The organism is Janthinobacterium sp. GMG2, assembly GCF_033949445.1.
Classification (GTDB): Bacteria; Pseudomonadota; Gammaproteobacteria; order Burkholderiales; family Burkholderiaceae_D; genus Janthinobacterium; species Janthinobacterium aestuarii.
In genome coordinates this window covers 207,368-230,383 of sequence record NZ_JAXAWA010000008.1, presented here as the reverse complement: position 1 = coordinate 230,383, position 23,016 = coordinate 207,368, and the positions used below count along the sequence as shown (strand labels likewise).

Here is a 23,016-nt window from a genome sequence, read left to right as displayed (position 1 = left end):
AGTGTGGTCGATCTCTAGCAATAGCACGTGTAGCAAGATGTCGTTTTGATGCCGTAGAGAAAATCTCTTATCAACGTTGGGAGTTACTTGTGAATAATCTAAAAAAAATCGCCGTTGCCGCCGCAGTCCTGTGCTCTGCCCTCGGCGCACAGGCCCAGGAAATCAATCCCTCCTGGTATATTCAACCTAGCATCAACGCACTCAAGCCAGATTCCGACTTCGCCACGGATAAAACCGGCTATGGCGCAGGCTTGCGCTTCGGTAAGCCTGTTTCCCAGGACTGGGATATCCAGCTGGGCACCACGTATGCACGTTCCAAGGATGGCGGTCAGCGCTACCAGCAAAATACGCTGGGCGTAGACGGCTTGTATATGTTCTCGCGCAAAGCCTTCCGTCCCTTCCTGCTGGTCGGTGCCGGTATGCAACGCGACAAGGACACCAGCTTCGCCTTCGGTGAGCGCAGCAAGAGCTCGCCATACGCCAGCGTGGGCCTGGGTTTCCAGTCCAGCATCACCGATCAACTGTCCGTCCAGGCTGACGTGCGCAACGTCCACGGTTTCCTGCGCGGCAACACGTTCGACCCGAGCAGCAAGGCCAACAACTACTACGTGACCGTGGGCCTGAACTACGCGTTCAACAAACCGCCTGCACCGCCGCCACCACCGCCACCGCCGCCAGTGCGTGAAGAAGTGGTCGTGGTCGTGCCGCCGCCACCGCCGCCACCGCCACCAGCACGCTTTGAAAAAGTGACGATGTCGGCAACGGAACTGTTCGCGTTCGACAGCGCCAAGCTGGGTCCGACACAGACCAAGCTCGACGAAATCGCACGCGTGCTGACGGCAGCGCCGGACGTCAACAACGTCGTCATCAGTGGTTATGCCGACCGCATCGGTTCGCCCAAGTACAACCTGAAACTGTCGCAGCAGCGCGCTGATGCAGTCAAGGAATACCTGGTCGCCCACGGTGTCGCCGCCAACCGCCTGACGGCCGAAGGCAAGGGCTCCACGAATCCTGTCGTCACGTGCAACAACAAGAAACGTGCCGACCTGATCAAGTGCCTGGAACCAAACCGCCGCGTTGAAGTGGAGCAAATCACCATCGAACGCCGCGTGCAGTAAGCTGAACAGTGGTACGCCACTTGTGAATTAAAAAAAAGGGGCTCGCGCCCCTTTTTGCATTGAAAGCCACCATGAATTTCTCTACCCGCTATCCCAAACTGGCCAGCCTGGCGCCGTTCAGCAAGCAGATGCGCAGTGTCCTCGTCTGTTCCGTCACTGAATGGCTGGAACACCGCGCCTCGAGCAAGGGGGCCGCCCTCGCCTATTACACCCTGTTTTCCATCGCCCCCATCCTCGTGCTGGTAATCGCCATCGCCGGCTTTTTCTATGGCCCGGCCGCCGCGCGCGGCGAGCTGATGGGGCAATTGCAGGGCTTGCTGGGCACGCAAGGCGCCGAAGCCATCCAGCTCGTGCTGGCCGGCGCGAAAAACCATGAACAGGGCCGCATCGCCACCCTCATCGCCAGCGCCCTGCTGCTGTTTGGCGCCACCAGCGTGTTTGCCGAGCTGAAAGCGAGCCTCGATGAAATCTGGCAAGTGCCGCCCTTGAAGGAAGCGGGCGCCTGGGACATGCTGCGCACGCGCTTGCTGTCGTTCGGCCTGGTGCTGGTGCTGGCCTTCCTGCTGATGGTATCGCTGGTGGTCAACGCCGCCATGGCCATCCTCGCCAACTTCTGGGAAGGCGTGTGGAAGGACACGGCCGTGCTGTTTACCCTCCTGTCGAACCTGATCGGCTTTGCCGTCATCGCCAGCCTGTTTGCCGTCATCTATAAAATGCTACCGCGCGTGCGCCTGTCCTGGCGCGACGTGCTGATCGGCGCCATCGGCACGGCTTTCATGTTTTCACTGGGGAAATATGCGATTGGCGTGTATATCGGCAATAGCGGTGTGGCCAGCAGCTATGGCGCGGCCGGTTCGCTGGTAGCCCTGCTGCTGTGGGTATATTACTCGGCGCAAATCTTCTTCCTGGGCGCCGAATTCACGCGCCAGTTCGCCCTGCAACTGGGCAGCATGAAGGATATGCCGAAGACGGAAGACGGCGACCTGCAAGTGAAGATATTGAAACGCCACCAATCGTAGGCAGTCTGCACGCAACAACGGCGCCCGCAGGCGCCGTTGTTCTTATGCAGCCTCAACTTACTCGCCCAGCAATTCCGCCACCACTTCCATGCCCTGCACGCGCTCGGCCACGACCTTCACGATGACGATGATGGGTACGCCCAGCAGCAAGCCCCAGACGCCCCACAGCCAGCCCCAGAACAGCAGGCTGATGAAGACGGCCGTGGGATTCATGCGGGCAATACGCCCCGTCATCCACGTGGTGACAAAAGTGCCTACCAGGGTGGCGATGGCCATCGACGTGCCCGTCACCAGCAAGACCATTTCCAGCGATTCAAACTGCAAAAAGGCGACGAGCCCCGTGGCGATGGTGATGAGCAAGGGGCCGAAGTACGGCATGATGTGCAGCAAGCCGGCCACGATGGCCCAGGCGCCCGCGTTTTCCAGGCCGATCACGCGCAGGGCGATCCACATCAGGACGGCCAGCAAGCCATTCGTGACGAGCAGCATGAACATATAGTTCTGGATCGAGGTATTGATGTCTTCCAGGATGTGCACGGTGACCTTCTTGCGGCTCAGCGACGGTCCCGTCAGCTTGACGAGCTTGCGCTTGAAGGTGTCGCCCGACAGCAGCAGGAAAAACACGAGGAAGATGACCATCGTGGCCTGGCTGATGAAGCCCACCAGGCCCAGCGAGCCTGCCCAGACCCAGTCCATGATCTTGAAGTTGGGACCTTCGGACGCTGCCGCGGCGCGGCGCGTGTTGCGGCGCGCCTCGGCGCCGGCGGCCACTTGCTCGATTTCATTGGCCACGGCCTGCATCTTCTGGAAAGTGCTGTTCTTGCCGCCCGTATTGGCGGCGATCAGGCGCGACAGTTTATGCGTGGCGGCAGGCAGCTCTTCAACGATGGATTCGAATTCGCCCTGCACGCGCTCGACCAAAACGATGGAGCCGAACAGGATCAGGGCCGTGACGACCGTGGTGCCGATGGCGCGCGGCAGGCGTAGCTTTTCCAGCCAGGCGACGACGGGATTGAGGGTGTAGGCAATGAAAATGCCGAAGATGACGGGAATGAGGAATTTCTGTGCCCACTGCAGCGCATAAATGAAGCTGACGGTGGCAATGATGCCCAGCGCCATGCCACGCGCATTGACATGCAGCGGCAAACGCAAGGATGCGTCTAGGTGCTCCACGGGAGTGCCGGGAGGTGGCCCGGCAGGCTCGGTGGAGGCAGCCGCCACCGGCTCGGGCGGGGTATCTGAAGGCTGGATATGCATGCGATTCCCGCGACGGTCGGTGGTGGGCCGCAGCGCCAGCCGTGGGGCTGGCCGCTGCGGCGGGTCAGGCCATTACTTGACGCGGATGTCGTTTTTCACCGACTTCACGCCCTTGACGCCACGGGCAACTTCACCCGCTTTGGCGGCATCGGCTGGCTGGGCAACGAAGCCGCTCAGCTGAACCACGCCCTTGAAGGTTTCAACGTTGATTTCCGTCGATTTCAGGGTAGGCTCATTGAAGATGCTGGCTTTCACTTTGGTGGTGATCGCGGCGTCGTCGATGTACTCGCCCGTGCCTTCCTTGGTTGGGGTCGAAGCGCAGCCTGCAACGGCGAACAGGGAAGCGACGAAAAGGCCAGTAGCGATAGATTTAGTGAATTTCATGGTTTTTTCCTTAGGAGTGGTCAATCAATGTGCTCACAATGAGCTTCTTATACCAGTGTGGTGACTGCGCGCCGGATGGAGCTCAGTAGCCAAACTGGGTTTTTGCAGCCTTGATACAGTCATCCTTGGCTGCGCCGGCTAATGCATCGCATTTTTCTGTCGCGACCTTGTACTCGGCTTTTCTCTTTGCTTCACGCGCATCGCTGCGCGCTTCGATGACTTTCTTGTCCGCCTTGGCATCGGCCAGGGCCGCCACCTTGGTGGACTTGGCCAGCTTGACGCAGACATCCTTGTCGTTGCCCGTCACCGCATTGCAGCGCGCCAGGTCGACGTCGTAATTGGCATCGGCAATCTTGATGCGGGCCTTGGTGTAGGCACGCAAGGTATTCGTGTATTGCGCCTGGGCCACGGCTTCATCGTAGGTACGCACGGCCTTCGCTTCGGCGATGCAGACATCCTTCGGGTTGCCCGTGATTTTTTCACACTCGGCATGCGCCAGCTTGTAGTTCAGGGCCGCCTGTTCATTGGCCGCCTTGTAGGCTGCTTTTGCTTCCGGCGTGGCGGCCACTGCCTGGCCGCCCCAGGCGGCGCACGCCAGGCTGACGACGATGGCGGTGAAAAGCTTATTCTTGTTCATATTGTATTTCTCCCTGGTGGTACCAAACATGTCTGCTTGGCATGACTACCGTTTTACGTGGATAGTCGCCGCTCTTCTGTACGCTGCCGTACACAAGTAATTTATTTTGAAAGCGAAAGGGATACAGGGAGAAATAACAACGTTTTGGTGGATCGCTACGGTAAAAAATACCATTTTTGGCAGCAAATAACTACGTGCGGCAGCGTACAGACCCGGGACGGGGGCATGACTAAGATGGCACTACACCCTCACCTCGTCAGGAGAATAAAATGAAAACCAACGCCACTTTGGCCGCACTGATGCTCGCCGCCACCGCCGTACTGAGCGGTTGTGCCACCGGCCCTTCCCAATCACAACAGTATTACCCGGCCAACCAGCCTGAGTCCGCCATGTACGGCACTGTCGATTCCATCCAGATCGTGCAGGGTGGCGGTCAAACCAGCGGCGCCGGCGCCGTGGTCGGCGGCATCGCCGGCGCCCTGCTGGGCAATACCATCGGTTCGGGCAGCGGGCGCACGGCCGCCACCGTGGCGGGCGCCGTCGCCGGCGGCGTCGTGGGCAACCAGGTCGAAGGCCGCAAGCAGCAGGCACAGGCTTATCAGATCAGCGTGCGTCTCGACAACGGCGAATACCGTACCGTGGTGCAAGACAACGCCAATGATTTGCGCCCGGGCAACCGCGTGCGCGTCGTTGACGGCCGCGTCTACCGCTATTAATCCGTTGGCCGGGCTTGCCAGCAAGCCTGCGCCGGACCATGCACCAAACAAGGAGATACCATGGGCACCATCATTCTGATCATCTTGATCCTGGCCCTGGTCGGCGTCCTGCCCACCTGGCCGCATAGCCGCAACTGGGGTTACGGCCCCAGCGGCATCGCCGGCCTGGTCGTAGTGATACTGATCCTGCTATTACTGACAGGCAGGTTGTAAAAAAAGGCGCTACGGCGCCTTTTTTATTTCAAGGAGGAAATATCATGACTATCCACAACACACTCTTGGCGACCCTGTTCGCCTGCAGTCTGGCGCCGCTGGCACTGGCCCAGACAGCCACGCCGCAGCCGGGCGACCCGCAACGCTGGTACCAGGAAGACAGCACGGCGCAAGCCCAGCTGCGCACCCTGCGCAAGGAAATCGCCGCCGCCCTGGCCGAGGCCAAAAAAGCCTGCCGTACGGAACCGTCCGCCGCGCGCGCCACCTGCCTGAAGGATGCACAAGACACGTACCGGCAAGACATGGCGAATGCGGAAAAACTGCGCGCAGCGGCGCATACGCAGTAATGCAGCAATGCGCCGTACTCTTGCTCTGTACTCTTGCAACGCCTGGCAAAACCGACGCGCAGCAGGTTTTGACAGGCGTCACTAAACAGCGTCGCGTTCGTAGGGTGGCAGTTCGTGCACCACGAGCGGCGTATCTTCCGTGACAAAAGCCAGCCAGCCGGCCGCCTTGATCGCGCGCAAGCCATCCTGGTAGCCCTGCTCCCAGCGCCATTCGATCGAGCCCTTGGAGAAATTGATATCCTTGGCCGCCATATGCCAGTCGCGCCCCGCATACGGCAGGCGCACGATGTGCATGGTGCTGTCGCAACCGAGCGCCACCAGTTCTTCCGTCTGCTGGCGGTTGTGCTTGGTGTCGGGCAGGCCGGCATACAGTTCGCGCAATTTGCGCTGCAAGGTGTGCGTGTTCACATAATCGGCGATATGCCGCTTCGAGCGCGACGCGAAGGTGACATCCTTTTGCCGCGTCTGCACTTCATCGAGGGTGGTCGGTTCCGGCCCTTCCGAGCTCCACAGATCCACCATGAAGACCAGGGTGTCGACGTGGGGCGTGTCGTCGAGCACGGTTTCGAGCGGCGTATTCGAGTACAGGCCGCCATCCCAATATAAATCGCCATCGACGCGCACGCCGGCAAAGCCGGGCGGCAAGGCGCCGCTGGCGCGGATATGGTCGGCCGTCAGGGCTTGCTGCTGGCTGTCGAAACTGGTGAGGCTGCCGCATTTGACGCGCAGGGCGTTGACCGTCAGGCGCATGCCGCCCGGCTCGTTCAGGTAATCGAAGTCGACCAGTTCCTCAAGGGTGCTGGCCAGCTCGCTGGTGTCATAAAAACTGGCCTCTTCCGGCTTGACGGCGATTCCGGCAGGAAACAGGCTGAAGGTGCGCGGCTTGAAGAAGCCGGGCACGCCGCGCAGCACCGTATCGAGCGTGGCCAGCCAGATGTTCGAGCGGCGCTGCTGGTCGGAGACCAGGTTCATGTCGATGCTGTCGCGGTGCGCCACGCGCTGCCAGAACTGTTTCAGGCGCACGAGCCGGTCTTCGTGCTTGTTGCCAGCCAGAATGGCGGCATTGATGGCGCCGATCGAGGTGCCCACCACCCAGTCGGGCGCCAGGCCATGTTCGTGCAGAGCGTGATAGACGCCGGCCTGGTAGGCGCCCAGTGCGCCGCCGCCCTGCAGCACCAGCACGATGCGCAGGCGCGAGGGATTTAACTGATTGATCGGTGTCTTCGAATGCGTCATCAAGATGGCCCCTCTGTCCGCCGCGCGGAATGCGGCGTGAATCATTGTAAGGGATTGCGTCAGTGCGCGCCGGACCTTGGGTGCAGGCAAAAAAAACGCCGTCAATGACGGCGTTCCTGTGCAACACGGCTGGCGTTCAGCGCTTGCGGCGCAGCCAGCTGGCGGCAACGGCGGCAATGGCCACGAGGACCAGGGCCGGCTTGACCAGCTTCTTGCGTCCGATAAACGATAGCGCCGTCAGCACGTAGGGCATGGCGCCTTGCAGCCGCATGCCGCCCGGCGCCAGCAGGGACTCGACGCGGTGGCCGGCAAAGCCGACCGCCGTCTCGACCACGCCCTGCAGCATCGACTCGGGACGCAATGCATAGCCCACGTTGGCGCGCGCATGCACGATGCCCACGCGGTACATTTCGCCCTGGGCGATCAGCAGGCGCTTGCGGGCGGCTTGCGCCGCCAGTTTGTCGGTTTCCGACATGAATTCTCCTCGTGAGGCAGCTTACATCAGCATGTCGCGGTCGGCCTTCAATTCCGCCATGGTGGCCGGCATCGACAGCTTTCCTTGACGCAGCATGGCGCGCGCATACATGACCAGCGCGATGGCCAGCAGTACGAACACGACCGTCATGATCGCCAGGATCTTCCAGCCCAGGCTATCCCAGGCGAGGAAAACGATCAGCACGCTGCCGTAAGCGATGGCAAACAAGCCCGCCACCGTCGCCAGCGCGAAAATGACAATCAGCTGCAGCATGTGATTGCGCACTTCCGACAGCTCGATGGTGGCCAGTTCCAGCCGCGACAACATCAGTCCGACGGCGTTTTTGGCCAGGCCGGCGACCGAGCCGATCAATCCCGGCCCCTGGTGAGACGAAGCAGACTTGTCCATATCGCTCCTGTATGGGATTACTTGCGGCCCAGGATGAAGCCGACCAGCACGCCGACGCCAGCGGCAACGGCCACCGTACGCCATGGGTTTTCCTTGACATAGCCGTCTGCCTGGGCAGCCATCTGCTTGGTGGCGACGATGGCCGACGCTTGCGCTTCATGCGCCTTGGCCAGGGCGGCGTCCAGGGTTTTCATGCCCTTGATGCGCACTTCATCGGCTTTTTCGCCAGTCAGGGCGGCAGCGGCGCTGAACAGGGCTTGTGCATCCTTGACGAGGGTTTTGACATCGTTATTAACGGTGGTGATATTATTTTCCAACATGGTTTAGCTCCTTAGCTGTGGATGAATGTAGTTACTATACCTACTTTACTCAAAAACACTATTCCATTAGATCGCGCATATCATCGGCGTGCTCTTCTTCAACAGCCATGATTTTGATCAACAAATGGCGTGTGGTCGGGTCTTTGTCGCCGATTTTCACAATCATCTGGCGATACGACTCGATCGCTACCCGCTCCGCGATCAGATTGGCACGCACCATGCTCTGCACGTCTTCGGAGTCATCATACTCGGCATGGCTACGCGCAAGCAATGTTGCAGGATTAAAATCTGGCTTGCCATTCAATTGCACGATGCGTTCGGCCAGCCAGTCCGCATGTTCCTGCTCCTGCTGCGCATGCTCGAGGAACTCGGCCTTGATGCTGCCATTGTCGCGTCCGCTTACGGTGTAGTAATGGCGTTTATAGCGTGCGATACACACCAGTTCGGTGGCCAGCGCGCCATTCAACAAGGTAATCAACTCCTCGCGGTCGGCCTGGTAGCCGGCCGTCACGGCGCCGTCGTCCAGGTTTTTCGCGGCAGCGCGGATGGCCGCCGTATCGATGCCAGCTGGAATCTCAACAGATGTTGGTGTCATGATGCTTCCTTTCAATACTTGCGTGGGTATCCACCGGCCAGGTTGCGGCCGGTGCTGCCTTTGGCTTACAACGCCCCAAGGCGTTTAACGGCGGGCGGGAATCGCCGTGTTGTCCTCGGACAAGACGATTTCCACCCGGCGATTCAGTTGGCGGTTTGCCGCCGTGTCATTGCCGGCGGCCGGATAGGCGGCGCCATAGCCTTTCGTGGCGATGCGGTCGCGGCTGATGCCTTGCTCCAGCAGCGCATTGCGCACGGATTCGGCGCGGCGTTGCGACAATTCCAGGTTGTGCGCGGAGCCGCCCGTGCTATCCGTGAAGCCTTCGATCAGCACGGTGCGCTGCGGGTTGTTTTTCAGCACATCAGCCAGCTTGCGCGCCGTATTCGCGCCATCGGCCGTCAGATTCGCCTTGTCCGTGCCAAACAGCACGTCGCCCAGGGTGATCACCATGCCGCGTTCGGTTTTCTTGGCGGCCAGGTCGGCCAGCTGCGCCTCGAGTCCGGCGGCGCGGGCTTGCGCATCGCGGGCCGACGCTTCGGCAGCTTGTGCCTGGGCCTTGGCCGCTTCCGCATCGGCCTGCGCCGACTGGGCGCGGGCCGTTGCCTGGTCAGCCTGCTGCGTGCGCGCATCGAGGCGCAATTGATCGCGCTGCTTGCCGGCGTTGGCGATATCGGCTTCCGCAGCTTTCTGCTTGGCGACTTCTTGCGCCGTGGCTATCTTTTGCTTGGCCAGGTAGGCCAGCTTGTCGACTTTTTCGCTATCTTCCTGGCGCGTGGCGGCCGCGTTCGCCGCTTCCAGGGCAGCGCTCGCTTCACGGAATTCGCGTGGCGCATAGGTCGACACGATCGGGTTCGATTGCGCCGCCATGTAGTCGCCGCGGGTCTGGTCGAGCAGGCTGGTGGTGGTCGGTGCGGAGCTGCAGGCGGCAACAAAGGCGGCCATGGCCAGCAGGCCGGGAATGGTGGTGTAAGTAGCTTTTTTCATGATGGGGTCCTAGTTATTGTTATTAGTTATTGTTTTGGGGCTTGCTGATTGGCGCGGTCGAGCTCTTCGCGCATGACGCGGATGTTTTCGTTGATCTCGTCGGCAGCGCTGGTGGCCTTGGCCGAGTTGGCCTTGCTTTGCGCCAGCTTGGCATCGGCTTGCGCCTGGTCGGCCAGGTCGCGCGCCGTCTTGTAGTCGCGGTCTTTCAGCGCCTGGTTGGCCATGCGCATTTTTTCGCGGGCCGAACGCATTTCATCGGGCGCCAGGTCGGCGGCGCCGGCGCTGGCGGCGTTATCGACGGCGGCGCGCGACACGGCGACGTCGGCCGTGGCTGGCGTTTTCAGGCTGGAGCAACCCGTCATCAGCACAATGGCGGTGGCGCAAGCGGCCAAGGCGGCCAACGGGGACATCTTGAAATCTCGGTTTGTCATTTTTCTTCTCCTGGAGAATGTAAGCAGTAAGGTTCATACGTCGGTGCATCTGGAATCAGGAACGGCGTTTGATGTAGACGTTATAGGCTCCGGCTCCCCGCATATCCGTTCGGTGCCGCACATAGGGTAGGAAATCGACAATACTTGCATGGGCAACGTGCGCTAGCGCACGTGCCCGATAGTAAAACCTGAAACAGCCCCGGCCTTAGGACGATTCCTGTAGCATCGCGACTACTTGTTCAGAAAGAATCCGCTCATGCCGCTCTCCCGCCGTCAGAAAATCGCCCTCGCCAGCACCGCCGTGCTCATCGCCCTGCCCGTCACGGCTTCCATCGTCCTGCTGAACATGGACTGGAACCGTGCCAAGCCCTGGCTCAATGCGCGCGCCAGCGAAGCGCTGGGCCGGCCGTTTGCCATCGAGGGCGACCTGGCGCTGACGTGGCAGCAGCCGACGGCTGGAGGGAAACAAGGCTGGCGCGACTATTTGCCATGGCCGCACCTGCAGGCCAAGGATGTGCGCCTGGGCAACCCGAGCACCATGGCTGGGACGGATGACGAAGCGCAGCTGGCCAGCGTCAGCCAGCTGGCGTTCTCGCTCAATCCGCTGGCCCTGCTGGACAAGAAAATCATCATCCCGCAATTGCGCTTCGACACGCCGCAGGTGCGCTTGCTGCGCAACAAGGACGGCAAGAACAACTGGACCTTCGACAAGCAGGAACAGCCGTCGCCGTGGCAGCTGGAATTGCAAAGCGTAGTCTTCAGCAAGGGCACCGTGACCCTGGATGATGGCGTCAGCAAAACGGCCATGCGCGCCGATGTCGACACCATTGCGGGCGACGCGCGCTACGGCATCGCCTGGACGCTGTCCGGCAAATACCGTGGCGAAACCGTCAAGGGCGGCGGCAAGGCGGGCGGCGTACTGTCGCTGCAGCAGCAAGGCACGCCCTTCCCCATCCAGGCCGACATGCGCGCGGGCGGCAACAGCATGGCCATCGAAGGCACGCTCACGCGTCCGGCGAACCTGGCCGCGCTCGACGTGCGCCTGAAGCTGTCCGGCCCCAGCATGGCGCGCCTGTATCCCTTGACGGGCGTGCTGCTGCCGGAAACGCCGCACTTCAGCACGGAAGGCCATTTGACGGGCACCCTGGCGCCGCGCGGCGGCGAGTGGGTATACGACAAGTTCAACGGCAAGGTAGGGTCAAGCGACATCAGCGGCAAGCTGGCTTTTTCCGCCAGCACGCCGCGCAAGCGCCTGACGGGCGAAGTCCACTCGCGCCTGCTGCAATTTTCCGACCTGGGTCCGCTGGTGGGCGCCGATTCCAGCGCCAGCAAGAAGGAACGGGGCGTGGCCTCGACGCAGCCGGCCGGCCGCGTGCTGCCGGTGGAAACGTTCAAGACAGAGCGTTGGACCAGCCTGGACGCCGACGTGCGCTACACGGCCGACAAGATCACGCGCGACGCCGAGCTGCCGATCAGCAAGCTCGACACGCATGTGGTGCTGACGGATGGCGTGCTGTCCTTGACACCGCTCAACTTCAACGTGGCGGGCGGCACCCTGACGTCGCAGATCAAGCTCGACGGCAGCGGCAAGGTCATCGCCAACGGCATCGCCGCCGAACTCAAGGCCAGCGCGCGCCATCTGCACATCCAGCAACTGTTCCCCCGCCTGCCCGCCCTGCAGGCCAGCGTGGGCGAAATCAATGGCGACGCTTCGCTGTCGGCCACGGGCAATTCCGTCGCCACCCTGCTGGGCAGCTCGAACGGCGAAGTGCGCGCGCTGATCAATCGGGGCAGCATCAGCAAGCTGCTGCTGGAAGAAATGGGCTTGAATATCGGCAGCGTCGTGCTGGCCAAACTGTCTGGCGACAAGCAGGTCAAGCTGAACTGCATGGCCGCCGATTTCGCCGTCACCAAGGGACTGATGCGCACGCGGCAGTTCATCGTCGACACGGATGACGCCGTCCTGAATATCGACGGCACGGTGAACCTGGCCGATGAACGGCTGGACCTGACCCTGCGGCCGGACAGCAAGGGCTTGCGCGTCTTTTCGCTGCGCTCGCCCCTGTATGTGCATGGCACTTTCAGCAAACCCGACGTGAGCGTCGACAAGGGCGTGCTGGCCCTGCGCGCCGGTGGCGCCCTGGCGCTGGCCGTGGTGGCGCCCGTGGCGGCGCTGCTGCCGCTGGTCAATGCCGGTCCCGTCGAGGATAGCGAATGTGCGGCACTGCTGGCCCAGGCGCGCGTCAAGCCAGTCGCCCCCAAGCCGGGGAAAGCCGTACGCAAGGTGCGCTGAACGGGGTGTGGGTGCCTTTACAATTGTTACACACCTATGTGCGTTGCCGAACAGACCCTGCCTTGTCGCAATCCTATCCTGTGATCGTGCCTGAAACACACGGCGTCACGAAGTCATCCGGCCCATACCATGCCGGCGCCACGAGGTCCGAATTCATAGGAGAACTATCATGCAAATCATTAAAAAAATCGCCGCTACCACTTCCGTTGCTGCCCTTCTGCTGAGCCTGACGGCTTGCGCCAACATGTCCGGTCAGGATAAAAACACGGCCATCGGCGCCGGCGTCGGCGCCGTTGCCGGTTCCGTGCTGACGGGCGGTAGCGCTGTCGGCGCAGTCGGCGGCGCCGCTGTCGGCGGCGTGATCGGTAACCAGGTCAAGCCGAAGTAATCGATGATGAAAAAAGCGGGGTGGGTGCCCAGGCGCCCGCCCCGCTTTTTTGCGTCTGCGGTATAAGCTTTAAAAAAAACAGGAATCAGACGAAGACGTTGGCCATGCCGATGGTGCCGCTGTCCTTGACCAGCTCGTAGCAGCGGCAGGAAACGGCTTCCAGGCCAGCCGAATCGAGGATCTCGATATTGCCGCGGCTGTAAGTGATGAGTTTTTGCTGTTGCAGCGCACTGGCCGCCTTGGTCACACCGACCCGCCGCACACCGAGGGTATGGGCGAGGAATTCATGCGTGAGGTGAAATTTTTCGGACTGCAAGCGGTCGCGCGTGATCAGCAGCGAACGGGCCAGGCGCGCCTCGAGCACGTGGAAGCGGCTGCACACGGCAATCTGGATGGCTTGTGCCAGCAGGGTGTCCGTGTAGCGGTACAGCAAACGCTGCAGGGACTCGAGCTGGGCGAACTCGGCGCAGAAATCGGCCCGCGCGATGCGGCTGGCCGTGCCGGAACGTTGCACGACTGCGCGCACTTGCGCCAGGTCATGACCGAGCGCGACGGAAGCGCCCAGGACGCCTTCGCGGCCGACGGAGCCCACTTCCAGGGTCATGCGGCCTTCCGCCACGGCCAGCAGCGAGATCAGGCAGTCGCCGGGGAAATAGATGTGGGCGATAGGCTGGCCAGGTTCGTACAGCACCTCGCCCACCTCGACGGTGACGGTATCGAACAGCGCCGTTAGGTGCCGCAAATCGTGCTCGGGCAGGCTGGCCAGCAAGCGGTTGCCGGCGTCAGGCGCGCCCATGGGCGACCCCAGGCCGGATCGGCCTGTATCGCGGGACAGGGTCGTGCTGGCGTTCGTTAGTGGCATTGCTTTTCCTTGGTGTCGTTACAACTCGACATAATTTTTACCTAGCCTACGGTGCAGTACCGTCCCTGTATGTACGGTGACGCACGGAAGCGGGGCAAGCGGTACAGCACACTGGCCGCATGCACGGATAACACGCACTACCCATTTCATTATTTTAAAAACAAGGAGCCTTCCATGACCACCACCACCAAATCCCTCCATCCGCTGGTGCTTGCCGCCGCCGTCGCCGTCCTGCTGTTTTGCGGCGTCGGCACGGCGGCCCTGATGGGCTGGCTGCCTTCGTCCCAGGGCGATAGCCAGCCGCTGGCAGCGGGCACCTCGGCCGAGCAGATGGCCAGCCTGCAGGCGAACCAGCCGCCAGCGAACCTGCAGCCTGCCGGCGCGCAGCCGCTGGCCGCCCTGCCGCCACAGCAGCAGCAACAGCAACAGCAGCAACCGGTGCGCCAGGCGCAACAGCAGCCACAGCAGCCACAGCAACAGTACGCAGCAGCCCCGGCGCCGCAAGTGTGCGGCAATTGCGGCGTGATCGAAGCCATCCATGAAGTCAATACGCGCGCCGAAGGCAGCGGCGTGGGCGCGGCCGGCGGCGCCGTCGTCGGCGGCTTGCTGGGCAACCAGGTAGGCGGCGGTCATGGCAAGCAACTGGCTACCGTGCTGGGTGCCGTTGGCGGCGCCGTGGCCGGCAACCAGATCGAAGGCAGCGTGCGCGCCACGCGCAGCTACAACATCGTCGTGCGCCTCGATAACGGCAAGACGCGCACCGTGCACCAGAGCGCCGCGCCGAACTGGCGCCAGGGCGACCGCGTGCGCATCGTCAACGGCGGCTTGCGCGCCATGGGCTAAGCGAACCGCGGCGGCGCCGCTGCCGCGATTAGTTGCAAATTCAACACACGCCCGGCCCGTCCGGGCGTTTTCTTTTTGATAATGTTCGTTGGCGTACAGATGAGTTTGCCGTCCCGCGAGATGATGCATTCAAGAAAGTTCAACGGATGTCTTCAAGGAGATGCGATGGAAAACGACAAGACAGGCAGCCGCCGGATCTGGCTCGGCTTTATCGGTGGCGGCGCATTGGCCACCGCGCTGGGCTTCTGCGCGCTGGACCTGGCGCCCGTGCAAGCGAGCGCGCCCGTGTTTGGCGTGATGCTGTTGCTGACGGGCGGCATGGTCAGCTGCCTGGCCGGCGCCATCGGCCTGGCCGGCATGCTGGCCTGGATACCGGGCATGGATGGCGAACAGGAAACGCCACCGCTACGCGAGCGGAATTTGGCCAAATAAGCTGGATAAATCAGGAATAAGTTGGGTAAATAAGGCTTGTGTACGGCACCGTACAGAAAATTTCAGAAACAAAGTAGACAATAAGTCATGGCATCAGCGTTCAGCGACCCAGTCGCCGCGCAATGACAAAAACCGATGACAGCGCCCGGCCAAGGCAGCCGCCGTCATCCACACATTACTCTCGGAGGACACATCATGCTGTATACAATCGCCGTCGTACTCATTATTCTTTGGCTGCTGGGCCTGGTAACTTCCTATACCATTGGCGGCTTCATTCACATTCTGCTGGTGGTCGCCGTGATCATGGTGCTGCTGCGTTTGATCAGCGGGCGCGGTTTATAGAGGCCAGCGCACTGGCCAGACAGGGCGGCGCGCGTGCAAACGGCGCCGCCTTTTTGCCGCCTTTTGCATACAGTGCGTGCGCACTGGCACGCCGCGGCATTTTGCAGTAACGTGTGCAGGTAATTCCTGGGTATGTCCCAATAACAAAACAAGGAGAAAATCCATGAAAGAAACATTCAAAAAAGGCCCTGGCGCCAAATCCCTGATCGGCATGCTGGTGATCGCATTGGCCGCCACCGGCTGTGCGGACATGTCCTCGACGCAGCGTGGCACGGCCACGGGCGCCGGCATCGGCGCGGGCCTGGGCGCCTTGATCGGCGGCACCACCGGTGGCGGCAGCAGCGGCCGCACGGCCGGCGGCGCCCTGATCGGTGCCGCAGCTGGCGCCGTGGTCGGCAATATCTGGTCGAACCGCATGGAAAACCAGAAGCGCGCGATGGAACAAGCGACACAGGGTACTGGTGTGCAAGTGTCGCAAACGGCCGATAACCGCCTGAAAATGGAAATCCCGAGCGACATTTCCTTCGATACCAACCGCGCCGACATCAAGGGCAACTTCCGCCCCATCCTCGACCGCTTCGCCGCCACCCTGAATGAAAACCCGAACACGACGGTCAGCATCATCGGCCACACGGACAGCACGGGCAGCGATTCCATCAATGAGCCGCTGTCGGTGGAACGCGCAGCGCACACGCGCGACTACCTGTCGATGCGCGGCGTCTCGCCGACCCGCGTCGTGACGGAAGGCCGCGGCGCCCGCGAGCCGATCGCCTCGAATGCCGATGCATCGGGACGCGCACGCAATCGCCGCGTGGAAATCTATGTAGCCGAGCTTGCCCCACGCTAAGCTGACACGCATCAATAAAAAACCCGCCGGCAAGGTAACTTGCCGGCGGGTTTTTTCCATGTAAAACAGCTTATTTCGACGTCGTTGCCTTGGCGCCGCTTTCACCCTCTTTCGCCACCTTGGCGAAGTCGCCCGCCACCACCACCGAAACGGCCGATGGCTTCAGGTATTCGCGCAGGCCCTGGTTCACTTGCGCCAAGGTCAAGGCGGCCACTTTCGCTTCCAGGTCCTTGTCGTACGCCATCGTGCGGTCCTGCGCCAGGTAGCCGGCCAATTCACGCGCCAGGCCAGCGTCCTGCGTGCGGCCCACTTCTTCCGATTGCAGCCAGCCTTTCTTCGCTTCAACCAATTCGGCTTCCGTGAAGCCGTCGGCCAGCACCTTGGCGATTTCCTCGCGCAGGGCCGCTTCCACCTTGACCGTGTTTTGCGGCGCGCTGATCGCATACGCCATCCAGTAGCCGGCCGGCTCGCGCGACGGGATGCTCACTTGCGAACCGACGCCGTACGACAGGCCTTCCTTCTGGCGGATGCGGTCGGCCAGGCGGCTGCGCAAGGCGCCGCCACCGAGCATGTGATTGGCCATCAGCAAGGCCGGATAGCTGGCGGCATCATCCTTGAGGGGAATCGGCTGGATGGCGAACAGCACGCTGTTGGCCTTGTCCGGCGTTTCCAGTGTGACTTTCTCGCCGCTGACAGGCTTGACGGCGTCAAGAATGCGCACATACGGCTGCTGCGCCTTCCAGCTGCCGTACAGGCTGGCCACTTGCGCCTTCAGCGCGGCCGGATCGAAGTCGCCGACAGCGGCAAAGGTGGCGTTCGAGGCGCCATAGTAGGCGCCATGGAAGGCTTTCACATCGGCAACCTTGATGGCTTTCCATTGCGCCAGTTCCGCCGGCAAGGTGGCCACGTGGCGCACATGGCCTTCCGGCGTGGCGTCGAGCAGGCGGCGGAAGGCGTTCACGGCCAGCGGCTGCGGTTCAGGCAATTCCTGCTCCGCGCGGCCGACGCGCTCGCGCTGCAATTCCAGGAACTCCGTTTCGCTCAGGGCCGGCTTTTGCAGCACTTGCGCCAGCAGGTCCATGGCGGCCGGCAAGTTCTCGCGCTTGCCCGTCAGTATGGCGGTAACGCCCTCGGCGCCGCCCGAAATCGCCACTTGCGTACCCAGCTGGTCGAACTTGTCCTTCACTTCCTGGCGCGACAGTTTATCCGTGCCGCGCGACAGCAGATTGGCCGTGTAGCTGCCCACTTGCCCCTTGCCGCGCAAGCTCTCTTCGCTGCCGATCTGCAATTTCAACACGATGCTGACGGTATTGCCCTTGGTTTTCTTCGGCAGCAAGGCGCCCTTCAAGCCGTTCGGCAAGGTGAAGCGCGTGGTGCGCGATTCGATATTGTCGGGACTCGGGTCGAATGCTTCGCCCTGCGCCACGACGGCGCGGCTCGTGTAGCCGGCCAGTTGCGGCGCCACGTCGGCGTAAGCCGGCACGACGGTGCGGTCCGGCGTATCGGTAGGGATGAAACGGCCCAAGGTGCGGTTCGAGCTCTTCAGGTATTTCTCTGCCGCCGCCTGCACCTGCGCCGTCGTCAGCTTGTCGAGCTGGTCGCGCTGCAGGAAGAACAGACGCCAGTCGCCGGCCGCCAGCGATTCCGTCAGGGCGATCGTCATGCGCGCCGTGTTCGACGTGATCAGTTCCACCTGCTTGTTCAGCTGCTGTTTCACGCGCGCCACTTCCGCATCCGTGACCGGCTGCGACTTCAAGTCTTCCAGCACTTTCAGCATGGCCGCTTGCGCCGCGTCGAGGTTGCCATCGACAGGCACCAGCGCGCCGAACAGGTTGTAGCCCGGCTCCAGGTTGCTTACCGAGTTGTATTCGATCTTGCTGGCCAGCTTGGTTTCCACCAGCGCCTTGTGCAGGCGGCCGGCCGGTGCATCCGTCAGCACGTGGCCGAGCACCTCGATGGCGACGGCATCCGGGTTGCCGGATGGCGCCACGTGGTAGCCGGCGCCGACGAACTGCGTGCCGCCGCTGCGGCGCACCGTCACGGCGCGCTCGCCATCCTGCACCGGTTCGGCCGTGTAGGTCGGTTCGATCACGCGCGTCGGTTTCGGGATCTTGCCGAACAGTTCATTGATCTGCTTCAAGACCTTCGCCTCATCGAAGCGGCCCGCCACCATCAGCACGGCGTTATCGGGCTGATAATATTTATGGTAAAACGCGCGCAGGCGGGGAATGTTCACCTGCTCGATGTCGGAACGGGCGCCGATGGTCGACTTGCCATAGTTGTGCCAGTCGTAGGCGATGGCCTGGATGCGCTCGCTCGTCACGCCGATCGGGTCGCTCTCGCCCATCTCGAACTCGTTGCGCACGACCGTCATTTCGCCCTTCTGCGTCTTCGGATTCCACAGGTCGTTCTGGTCGATGGCCGCGTTGACCATGCGGTCCGCTTCCATGGCCAGCATCTGGCGCAGATTGTCGTCGTTGGCGGGGAAGGTGGCGTAGTAATTGGTGCGGTCGTACCAGGTGGTGCCGTTGAACTGGGCACCCGTCGAGTTCAGGATCTCAACCGGGGTTTTCGTCCCCTTCTTGATGCCGAAGTTGGCGCTGGGCTTGAACAGCAAGTGCTCGAGCAAGTGGGCCATGCCCGTTTCGCCATAGTTTTCATGGCGCGAACCGACCAGGTAGACGATGTTGGTGGTCAGGGTCGGCTTGCTGGCATCGGGGAACAGCAGCACGCGCAAGCCATTGGCCAGCCGGTATTCGGTAATGCCTTCGACGGACGTGACCTTGACGGCGGCGGCGCGATTCGGCGCGGCCTTGCCGGTTTTCTGGGTCGGCGCCGCTTCAACGGGGGTGGCGGCCAGGATGAACGACGGCGACAGGATGCCGGCGGCAAGCAGGAGGGCGGTAATTGGTTTCAAGGCAGAGTCCTGGTAACACTACATGATTGGGCAAGGCGCAACAGCAAGCGCCATGGAATACATACTGAGTGCAAGAATGATCACGGAGCTTGCGCTGCGTCTTCGCCACTACGTGAAATTATTGCCATTTCACAATTTACGTCATGCTTGTCACTTGCGCAAGTCCCTGTCATCAAGCTGTTATGTGCCCGTGTTATACTCCACGGTTCCAGAACTATCTGCCTGTATATGAGACGAGCTCTCGTCCTGCTCTGCCTTTTTGTTTTCATCGCGTTACCCCAGGCGTTCGCCAGCATGGCCTACGCCAGCCCCTCCCCATTCCAGCACCTTGATGTCGCCGGCGTTACCGCCACGCCTGCCGCCGATTGCCACGATGCCGGCCAGCCCGGCGACAGCTGCGACGCCAACGAATGCGACAACGATCCCATCACGCTATACCCGAGCTCGCGCCAGGCCGTACCGTTTTACGCCATCATTTGGCAAGCGGGACCGGGCGCACTTTCCGAAGCGGACGTGCGGCTGGCCACCCGGCCGCCGCGCGTCCGCCACTGAGACGAACACGGCAGCACCCATCACGCCCGGGGCACCAGCCGCCAGGCAAGCTTGATACTTACTGACTTTACAAGGTTACACACATGGAATGGTTATTTGACCCGACAATCTGGGTCGGCCTGCTGACGCTGGTCGTACTGGAAATCGTACTGGGCATCGACAACCTGATTTTCATCGCCATCCTGGCCGAGAAGCTGCCGCCGCACCAGCGCGACAAAGCCAGGGTGCTGGGCCTGACCCTGGCCCTCGTCATGCGCCTGGGCCTGCTCTCGCTGATTTCCTGGCTGGTCACCCTGACGACGCCATTGTTTTCCATATGGACATTCTCGTTCTCGGGGCGCGACCTGATCCTGCTCCTCGGCGGCCTGTTCCTGCTGTTCAAGGCCACCAGCGAGCTGCACGAACGCCTCGAAGGCGTCACGCACGCCCAGACGGGCCCGAAAGTCTACGCCGGCTTCGGCCTCGTGGTGGCGCAGATCGTCGTGCTCGACGCTGTCTTTTCGCTCGACGCTGTCATCACGGCCGTCGGCATGGTGGAAAACCTGTACGTGATGATGGCGGCCGTCGTCATTTCCATCGTCGTCATGATGCTGGCCTCGAAAGTGCTGACGCGCTTCGTCAACGCCCATCCCACCGTCGTCGTGCTGTGCCTGAGCTTCCTGCTGATGATCGGCCTGTCGCTGGTGGCCGAAGGCCTGGGCTTCCACATTCCGAAAGGCTATCTGTACGCGGCCATCGGTTTCTCCATCGTCATCGAGTTCTTCAACCAGCTGGCGCGCCGCAACTTCCTCAAGCTGCAATCGAACGCCCCGCTGCGCGACCGCACGGCGCAAGCCGTGCTGAGCCTGCTGGGCGGACGCAAGGGCCGCGAAACCGTCGAAGAGCACGAAGTCAAGGAATTGCCCGACGTCTCCGCCTTCGGCGTGGAAGAGCGCAACATGGTCAGCGGCGTGCTGACCCTGGCCGAGCGCTCGATCCGCTCCGTGATGACGCCGCGCGGCGACGTGTCGTGGGTCAACCTGAACGACAGCAGCGACAAGATGCTGCAGCTGCTGCGCGACACGCCGCACAGCATGATTCCTGTCTGCAATGACGACCTCGACAATGTGGTCGGCATCGCGCGCAGCAAGGACCTGATCGAAGACCTAGTGTCGCACGGCAAGATCGACCCGGCCAGCATGCGCGAAGCCGTCGTCGTGCCGGAAGCGGCCGGCGTGCTGAAAGCCATGGAAACACTGAAGCGCTCGCGCGGTCAGCTGGTGCTGGTGGTCGACGAGTTCGGCACGGTGCAAGGCGTGCTCACGCCGATCGACATCCTGGAAGCCATCGCCGGCGAATTCCCCGACGAGGACGAGCAGCCCGACGTGGAAGTGCTGGGCCCCGGCCACTGGCGCATCGACGGCGCGACGGACCTGCATTACCTGGAGCAAGTGTTCGAGACGGAAACCCTGGTCAGCGAAGACGGCGAATACAACTCGCTGGCCGGCTTCCTGCTGGCGCATTTCGAGAACATGCCGGCCGTGGGCGAAGTGCTGGAACTCGACGATCTGCGCTATGAAATCCTCGAGGCCGACGAGCGCCGCATCGCCAGCGTCGACGTGCGCCGCATCGAGCCTGATCACAGTTTGTAACACAATGGCAAGCGTGCCCCGCTTGCCATGCCGTATGCTGGGGTCTGCCTTTTTTGGAGACGCCAACATGAAACATTCTTTGCTACGCCTGAGTCTGCTGGCTTGCGCCGCCTTGGGCAGCCAGGCCAGCGCCCAGGCCGCCTCGCCCTCCACCACCATCAAGCCGGGCCTGTGGCAAGTCGACAGCAAGATGGCATCGCCCGACGCCGCCACCGACAACGCCATGTCCATGGTGTTGCAGCAGCTGGGCAACCTTCCTCCCGATCAACGCAAGCAGCTGGAAAGCATGGCGGCCAGCCGCGGCATGGCCATGCCCACCGTGGGCGCAGACGGCGCCGTGCGCGTGACGGCGTGCGTGACGCCGGAAATGGCCGCGCGCAAGCAGATTCCCACGGGCCAGCCCGGCGATTGCACCTCGAAGAACAAGGACATCGCGGGCGGCATGCAGGTGTCGTTTACGTGCGCGAATCCGAAATCGAGCGGCGAAGGCAAGGTCTTGTTCAGCGGCGAGCAGGCGTTCAACATGCAACTGGCGGTGACCACCAGCGCGCGCGGCACGCCGGAACAGGTGAATGTGACGAGCAACGGCAAGTGGCTGGGAGCAACGTGCCCTGCGCCATCAAGCGCTGCTGGTCAGAAACCGTGACGGAAGCCCATATTGAAGGCGGCGTCACCACGGCCCGCGTCGCTGGCATTGCCCACCGTGTAGCGGGCGCCATTCTTGTTGTGGATCTTCGCGTAGGACGCGTAGAAATCGCTGCGTTTTGACAGCGAATACGTGAGGCCGACGGCCACCTGCTTGGCATCGCGGTCGGCCAGGTCGCGGTCGTCCTTGCGCACGTACGAGGCCAGCAGCTTGAAGCCGCCCACGGGCACGGACACGCCCAGCAAGGTGTCGCGGCTGTCCGACGACGACATCGACAGGGCCAGCGAGCTGTAGGCATTGTTCGGGTCCCACGGCGAACTGCCATAGCCTTTGTTCACGCCCACGGCGGCAAAGGCGGTGGCCACTTTCAGGTCGATATTGGCCGCGATCAAGGTGTTGCGGGCCGACATGTCGATGGCGGGCAAGGTGCCGGAGGCGAGGATGAAGTTGTTCTTGCGCTGGTGCGACACGCTGACATTCACGGCGCCGGACGAATAGCCGAGGGTGGCGCCATACGCGCGGTTGTTGGCGCTGCTGTACGGCGACTCGCCGAAACTGTAGATGGCGCTGGCGGTCACGCCGCGCAAGGCGGGAGTGACGTATTTGACGGTATTGTCGTAGCGTTTCACGCTGTAGCCGGCCAGATTGCCGGCGCTGCCGGCCATGCCGCCCTTGAACGGGTCGGCCACGTCGGTCAGGGTCAGGTATTGCAGGTTGTACTGGCGCCCCAGAGTCAGTGCGCCCAGGCGGCTGTCGAGGCCCACGTAGGCCTGGCGGCCGAACAAACGGCCCTCTTCCGACTGGCCCGTGTCATTCTGGATGCCCGCTTCCAGGGTAAACACGGCGGAGACGTCATTGCCCAGCGCTTCGCGGCCCTGCACGCCCAGGCGCGAGCCGGACGCGACGCCGCCGGACACCTTGGCGCCGGCGCAATTGGCGGTGCAGCCGCGTTCGGCCACGATGCCCGCGTCGAGCACGCCGTACACGGCAACGTTACTGGATGCGGCACTGCCTGCGCCATCGGCAGCCTGGGCCGTCGCGCCCAGCGCGAAAGGCCCCATCCCTATCACAGCAAGCGCAAAATACGAGGTCTTCATGATAAATATCTCGGTAACGTGAGTTG

Annotated in this window: 27 protein-coding genes; 14 read left to right on the top strand and 13 right to left on the bottom strand. The window is 62.2% G+C overall.

The features are described 5' to 3' along the window. The first annotated feature begins 89 nt into the window (after positions 1-89). Positions 90-1,118, top strand: coding sequence for an OmpA family protein (locus SKZ59_RS24995; RefSeq protein WP_070304100.1), 1,029 nt, complete (start codon positions 90-92; stop codon positions 1,116-1,118). Between the two features lie 71 nt (positions 1,119-1,189). Beyond that, positions 1,190-2,137 (top strand): YihY/virulence factor BrkB family protein, encoded by a 948-nt coding sequence (locus SKZ59_RS24990; RefSeq protein ID WP_319993276.1) that lies wholly within the window; start codon positions 1,190-1,192, stop codon positions 2,135-2,137. A 57-nt stretch (positions 2,138-2,194) separates the two neighbouring features. Here the strand turns inward: SKZ59_RS24990 and SKZ59_RS24985 are convergent, their stop codons facing one another. From SKZ59_RS24985 to SKZ59_RS24975, 3 genes are all read right to left on the bottom strand, one after another. Next, entirely contained in the window at positions 2,195-3,394 is a 1,200-nt protein-coding gene (locus SKZ59_RS24985) for an AI-2E family transporter (protein WP_413774599.1), read from the bottom strand. 72 nt (positions 3,395-3,466) lie between these two features. Beyond that, a complete protein-coding gene (locus tag SKZ59_RS24980; protein ID WP_034758914.1) occupies positions 3,467-3,778 on the bottom strand; it encodes a BON domain-containing protein in 312 nt (103 codons plus the stop codon). An 82-nt stretch (positions 3,779-3,860) separates the two neighbouring features. After that, the gene (locus tag SKZ59_RS24975) at positions 3,861-4,415 is read right to left on the bottom strand and encodes a hypothetical protein (protein ID WP_034758917.1); all 555 of its coding nucleotides are present in this window, start codon (positions 4,413-4,415) and stop codon (positions 3,861-3,863) included. Between the two features lie 269 nt (positions 4,416-4,684). Between SKZ59_RS24975 and SKZ59_RS24970 the strand changes: the two genes are divergently transcribed. The 3 genes from SKZ59_RS24970 to SKZ59_RS24960 are packed head-to-tail and all read left to right on the top strand — an operon-like array spanning position 4,685 to position 5,691. After that, on the top strand, positions 4,685-5,131 hold the full coding sequence (locus SKZ59_RS24970) for a glycine zipper 2TM domain-containing protein (RefSeq protein ID WP_034758920.1): 447 nt from the start codon (positions 4,685-4,687) through the stop codon (positions 5,129-5,131). 60 nt (positions 5,132-5,191) lie between these two features. Then, complete coding sequence (locus SKZ59_RS24965; protein WP_010396415.1) at positions 5,192-5,344, top strand: DUF3309 family protein; 153 nt, start codon at positions 5,192-5,194, stop codon at positions 5,342-5,344. 44 nt (positions 5,345-5,388) lie between these two features. Then, complete coding sequence (locus tag SKZ59_RS24960; RefSeq protein ID WP_219329638.1) at positions 5,389-5,691, top strand: hypothetical protein; 303 nt, start codon at positions 5,389-5,391, stop codon at positions 5,689-5,691. Positions 5,692-5,772: 81 nt separating this feature from the next. Here the strand turns inward: SKZ59_RS24960 and SKZ59_RS24955 are convergent, their stop codons facing one another. From SKZ59_RS24955 to SKZ59_RS24925, 7 genes are all read right to left on the bottom strand, one after another. After that, a complete protein-coding gene (locus SKZ59_RS24955; RefSeq protein ID WP_319993275.1) occupies positions 5,773-6,927 on the bottom strand; it encodes a patatin-like phospholipase family protein in 1,155 nt (384 codons plus the stop codon). A 136-nt stretch (positions 6,928-7,063) separates the two neighbouring features. After that, entirely contained in the window at positions 7,064-7,402 is a 339-nt protein-coding gene (locus SKZ59_RS24950) for a hypothetical protein (protein ID WP_319993274.1), read from the bottom strand. Between the two features lie 21 nt (positions 7,403-7,423). Beyond that, positions 7,424-7,810, bottom strand: coding sequence for a phage holin family protein (locus tag SKZ59_RS24945; RefSeq protein WP_034758936.1), 387 nt, complete (start codon positions 7,808-7,810; stop codon positions 7,424-7,426). 17 nt (positions 7,811-7,827) lie between these two features. Further along, positions 7,828-8,130, bottom strand: a complete 303-nt coding sequence (locus SKZ59_RS24940) for a DUF883 family protein (RefSeq protein ID WP_034758939.1) — start codon at positions 8,128-8,130, stop codon at positions 7,828-7,830. Between the two features lie 58 nt (positions 8,131-8,188). After that, positions 8,189-8,725 carry a ferritin-like domain-containing protein gene (locus SKZ59_RS24935; protein WP_070304102.1) on the bottom strand — a complete coding sequence of 179 codons (537 nt, stop codon included), beginning with the start codon at positions 8,723-8,725 and terminating at the stop codon, positions 8,189-8,191. Between the two features lie 84 nt (positions 8,726-8,809). Further along, positions 8,810-9,709, bottom strand: a complete 900-nt coding sequence (locus SKZ59_RS24930; RefSeq protein WP_034758945.1) for an OmpA family protein — start codon at positions 9,707-9,709, stop codon at positions 8,810-8,812. 26 nt (positions 9,710-9,735) lie between these two features. Continuing rightward, positions 9,736-10,140 carry a DUF4398 domain-containing protein gene (locus SKZ59_RS24925; protein ID WP_319993273.1) on the bottom strand — a complete coding sequence of 135 codons (405 nt, stop codon included), beginning with the start codon at positions 10,138-10,140 and terminating at the stop codon, positions 9,736-9,738. A gap of 256 nt (positions 10,141-10,396) precedes the next feature. Between SKZ59_RS24925 and SKZ59_RS24920 the strand changes: the two genes are divergently transcribed. Both SKZ59_RS24920 and SKZ59_RS24915 read left to right on the top strand, forming a co-directional pair. Continuing rightward, positions 10,397-12,433, top strand: coding sequence for an AsmA family protein (locus SKZ59_RS24920; RefSeq protein ID WP_319993272.1), 2,037 nt, complete (start codon positions 10,397-10,399; stop codon positions 12,431-12,433). 169 nt (positions 12,434-12,602) lie between these two features. Next, positions 12,603-12,821, top strand: a complete 219-nt coding sequence (locus SKZ59_RS24915; protein ID WP_034758955.1) for a glycine zipper 2TM domain-containing protein — start codon at positions 12,603-12,605, stop codon at positions 12,819-12,821. An 85-nt stretch (positions 12,822-12,906) separates the two neighbouring features. Here SKZ59_RS24915 and SKZ59_RS24910 read toward each other — a convergent pair whose 3' ends face one another. Further along, the gene (locus SKZ59_RS24910; protein ID WP_081368341.1) at positions 12,907-13,683 is read right to left on the bottom strand and encodes a Crp/Fnr family transcriptional regulator; all 777 of its coding nucleotides are present in this window, start codon (positions 13,681-13,683) and stop codon (positions 12,907-12,909) included. Positions 13,684-13,857: 174 nt separating this feature from the next. On the opposite strand from SKZ59_RS24910, the gene SKZ59_RS24905 reads away from it, so the two are divergent. From SKZ59_RS24905 to SKZ59_RS24890, 4 genes are all read left to right on the top strand, one after another. Continuing rightward, positions 13,858-14,526: a glycine zipper 2TM domain-containing protein gene (locus SKZ59_RS24905; RefSeq protein WP_319993271.1), complete on the top strand. Its 669-nt coding sequence runs from the start codon at positions 13,858-13,860 to the stop codon at positions 14,524-14,526. Positions 14,527-14,691: 165 nt separating this feature from the next. After that, positions 14,692-14,958: a hypothetical protein gene (locus tag SKZ59_RS24900; RefSeq protein ID WP_219329640.1), complete on the top strand. Its 267-nt coding sequence runs from the start codon at positions 14,692-14,694 to the stop codon at positions 14,956-14,958. 195 nt (positions 14,959-15,153) lie between these two features. Next, positions 15,154-15,300: a lmo0937 family membrane protein gene (locus tag SKZ59_RS24895; protein ID WP_010396376.1), complete on the top strand. Its 147-nt coding sequence runs from the start codon at positions 15,154-15,156 to the stop codon at positions 15,298-15,300. A 211-nt stretch (positions 15,301-15,511) separates the two neighbouring features. Further along, the gene (locus SKZ59_RS24890; RefSeq protein WP_070304156.1) at positions 15,512-16,147 is read left to right on the top strand and encodes an OmpA family protein; all 636 of its coding nucleotides are present in this window, start codon (positions 15,512-15,514) and stop codon (positions 16,145-16,147) included. Between the two features lie 70 nt (positions 16,148-16,217). Here the strand turns inward: SKZ59_RS24890 and SKZ59_RS24885 are convergent, their stop codons facing one another. Then, positions 16,218-19,064: a pitrilysin family protein gene (locus SKZ59_RS24885; protein WP_319993270.1), complete on the bottom strand. Its 2,847-nt coding sequence runs from the start codon at positions 19,062-19,064 to the stop codon at positions 16,218-16,220. Positions 19,065-19,358: 294 nt separating this feature from the next. Here SKZ59_RS24885 and SKZ59_RS24880 point away from each other — a divergent pair, with 294 nt between their 5' ends. The 3 genes from SKZ59_RS24880 (at position 19,359) to SKZ59_RS24870 (ending at position 21,893) form a co-directional block, all read left to right on the top strand. Continuing rightward, the gene (locus SKZ59_RS24880; protein WP_034758969.1) at positions 19,359-19,616 is read left to right on the top strand and encodes a hypothetical protein; all 258 of its coding nucleotides are present in this window, start codon (positions 19,359-19,361) and stop codon (positions 19,614-19,616) included. Between the two features lie 83 nt (positions 19,617-19,699). Then, positions 19,700-21,247, top strand: a complete 1,548-nt coding sequence (locus SKZ59_RS24875; protein ID WP_072456421.1) for a TerC family protein — start codon at positions 19,700-19,702, stop codon at positions 21,245-21,247. A 67-nt stretch (positions 21,248-21,314) separates the two neighbouring features. Continuing rightward, entirely contained in the window at positions 21,315-21,893 is a 579-nt protein-coding gene (locus tag SKZ59_RS24870; protein WP_034759524.1) for a DUF3617 domain-containing protein, read from the top strand. Here the strand turns inward: SKZ59_RS24870 and SKZ59_RS24865 are convergent. Then, a complete protein-coding gene (locus SKZ59_RS24865) occupies positions 21,881-22,990 on the bottom strand; it encodes a porin (RefSeq protein ID WP_070304107.1) in 1,110 nt (369 codons plus the stop codon). The genes SKZ59_RS24870 and SKZ59_RS24865 overlap by 13 nt on opposite strands. Positions 22,991-23,016 lie beyond the last annotated feature (26 nt).